This is a genomic window from Mucilaginibacter sp. (assembly GCF_036383575.1).
Classification (GTDB): domain Bacteria; phylum Bacteroidota; class Bacteroidia; order Sphingobacteriales; family Sphingobacteriaceae; genus Mucilaginibacter.
Genome location: NZ_DASVOB010000375.1, coordinates 1 through 2564 on the forward strand (window position 1 = coordinate 1; position 2564 = coordinate 2564).

The 2564-nt window shown below is 42.5% G+C and carries 3 protein-coding genes; all 3 read right to left on the reverse strand.

From position 1 onward, the window contains the following. Window positions 1-27: 27 nt before the first annotated feature. Window positions 28-516, reverse strand: coding sequence for a GtrA family protein (locus VF500_RS13040; RefSeq protein WP_330860087.1), 489 nt, complete (start codon window positions 514-516; stop codon window positions 28-30). Further along, window positions 509-1678, reverse strand: coding sequence for a prolipoprotein diacylglyceryl transferase (locus VF500_RS13045; RefSeq protein ID WP_330860088.1), 1170 nt, complete (start codon window positions 1676-1678; stop codon window positions 509-511). The genes VF500_RS13040 and VF500_RS13045 overlap by 8 nt, the downstream gene beginning before the upstream one ends. A gap of 28 nt (window positions 1679-1706) precedes the next feature. Beyond that, a partial coding sequence (locus tag VF500_RS13050; protein WP_330860089.1) for a MiaB/RimO family radical SAM methylthiotransferase occupies window positions 1707-2564 on the reverse strand: 858 nt, incomplete at its 5' end.

Below are 2564 nucleotides of genomic sequence, written 5' to 3' on the forward strand. Positions count from 1 at the left end.
ATGAAATCACCTGCTTGTTTTGAAACTTCAATTACCTGGTTTATGATGTTCGCTGTTTGCATGGTTCCGTTTTAATGATAGGCTGAATGAAAAAACTTTATGGATAAAAAAGCTTGCAAAGAACAAACTCAGCGCCGCCGAGATCCGTGCTACAGTAGGATTAAAACTGCAGGCCTGGATCAATATTTTCACAACTGATAAGTTAGCGAAGAAACCGATAATAGCCACCGTTACAAAACGAAAGAATTGTTTGCGCGGCGCCGATTTCGATTCGTTAAATACCATATAACGGGTGATTAAAAAATTAACCAGTACCCCCATAAAAAATGACAATGCCAATGAGATAGTATAATTACGAACGGTTAGCCCTAATATGTGGTAAGTATGCTGCGTAAGCAGATTGTGGTAAAAAAGGTAAAATGCAGAAACATCCACCAAAAAACCGGCACCGGCCGAAAGCACAAATCTAAATACCTGGTTATCTACTAATTTACCTTTTGATTTGTTATCAGCCATTTGTTTTGCCCAGCGCTTTCTTTTCTTTGTTTAATCCTGTTACAATAAGTGTAATACCGCCTAAAACCATGATCACCGAGATCATCTCGGCCTGGGTAAATGAAACACCTGCAACTACATACTTGGTATTAACCCTGATGAGTTCGATAATGAAACGTTCAACACCGGCTAATATCATGTATACACCAAACAAAACGCCGGGAGCTTTAAAATTGTGCCTTATTTTCCATAAAACAAAGAATAGTAATAAACAAATTACAGACTCATAAAACGAGGTTGGATAAACCGGATACGGCAATTCATGGCAAAATTTACCTACGCAGTTAATCATTTGCACACCTTCATCGTTTACGTTGTGTGGAAATTTAAAACTCCACATCCAGTTGGGTGCCCAGCTTAACCAGTGTGGTTTAGGTGCCAGGTTAACAATTCCCCAATCGCCGTCGCCACTCATTTGGCAGCCAATACGCCCCAAGGCATAAGCCAGCATCACACCAGGACCACCAATATCAAGCATATCCAGCGGTTTAATACCGTGTTTGTTGGCAATATAAAGTACCGCAGCGCCGCCACAGATCAGGCCTCCATAAAAGGTTAAACCGCTAAAGCCTATCAGCATACCAACCGGGTCTTTCATAAAGTCGCCCCAGTTTTCCAATGCATTAAACAGCTTAGCACCGGCAAAGCCAAACACGGCTGCCCATAACAATATGTTACCCATTAACTCGTATGGATGTACATCGATATCTTTAGTTTCGGGTTTATCGCGGCGTTGTTTTTGAGCTTCATGCCAGGCCCAGTATGCAAAGGCTGCCGCTCCGAGTATGCCGCCTATCCAGTTACCTCTTAAGGATAATAAAAAATCCTGCGGACTATCTAACAGCGCACGGTAATTAAGGGCGCAATCAACAATTTTATAGCCCAATATAAAGCCAAAAACACCATTGCCGGCAAGCTCACCATTTGAAGCCTGCAAACCGATAGTAATTCTTTTTTTAAAGGAATGGATAACGCCCAATGCTTCTTTACGCTTGAACTCCTGGGCAAAGGCCCAATATGCGCCAACAAAAGCTATCGCCACAAAAAAGCCAAAAGTTTGTACAGGCAAAGGAAGATTAAAACCAAAAAGATATTGCAATAACGATGTGAGCGTTGGAAACATAGGTTATATTTTAAGGCGAATATAGAATTTAATGCACTAATATTTCTTCGCCTTCTGTTATTTCAACATCACCATCAGGTGAAATATTTGTTAGATGTACCATTTTTAATTCGTTAACCAACACAGGATCGTACTTGGTACGCACCTTTACATAGTTACGGGTAAAACCGTGCATAAAGCCATCCTTAATATCGCCCTCAAACAAAACTTCCTCATTCTTATTGAGTTGACTTTCGTAAAAAGCACGGCGCTTCTTGTCCGACAGGATATGCAGCATTTTACTCCGCTCCCCGCGTGCAGAACCCGGAACAGCACCGTTCATTTGGGCGGCCAGGGTATTTTCCCTTTCCGAATAGGTGAATACGTGCAGGTACGATATATTAAGTTCGTTCAGGAAATTATAAGTATCGATAAAATCTTCCCTTGTTTCGCCGGGGAAGCCAACAATAACATCCACACCGATACAGCAATCGGGCATCAGTTCTTTTATTTTGGTAACGCGGTCGACATAAAGATCGCGCTTGTAACGGCGGCGCATCAATCCCAGGATCTTGTCCGAACCTGATTGCAGCGGAATATGAAAATGCGGTACAAAACGTTTTGAAGCAGCCACAAAAGCAATGATCTCGTCGGTAAGCAAGTTAGGCTCGATAGATGAGATCCTGAAACGGTCGATACCTTCTACCTCATCCAATGCTTTAACGAGGTCAAAAAACTTGTCCTCACGTTTGCCGTTACGGATCCCGAAATCGCCAAGATTTACACCGGTGAGCACAATTTCTTTTACACCTGATTCTGCAATTTGCTTTGCCTGCGCTACCACGTTTTCAATGGTATCGCTCCTGCTTGCGCCGCGGGCCAACGGAATAGTACAGAAGGTACATGA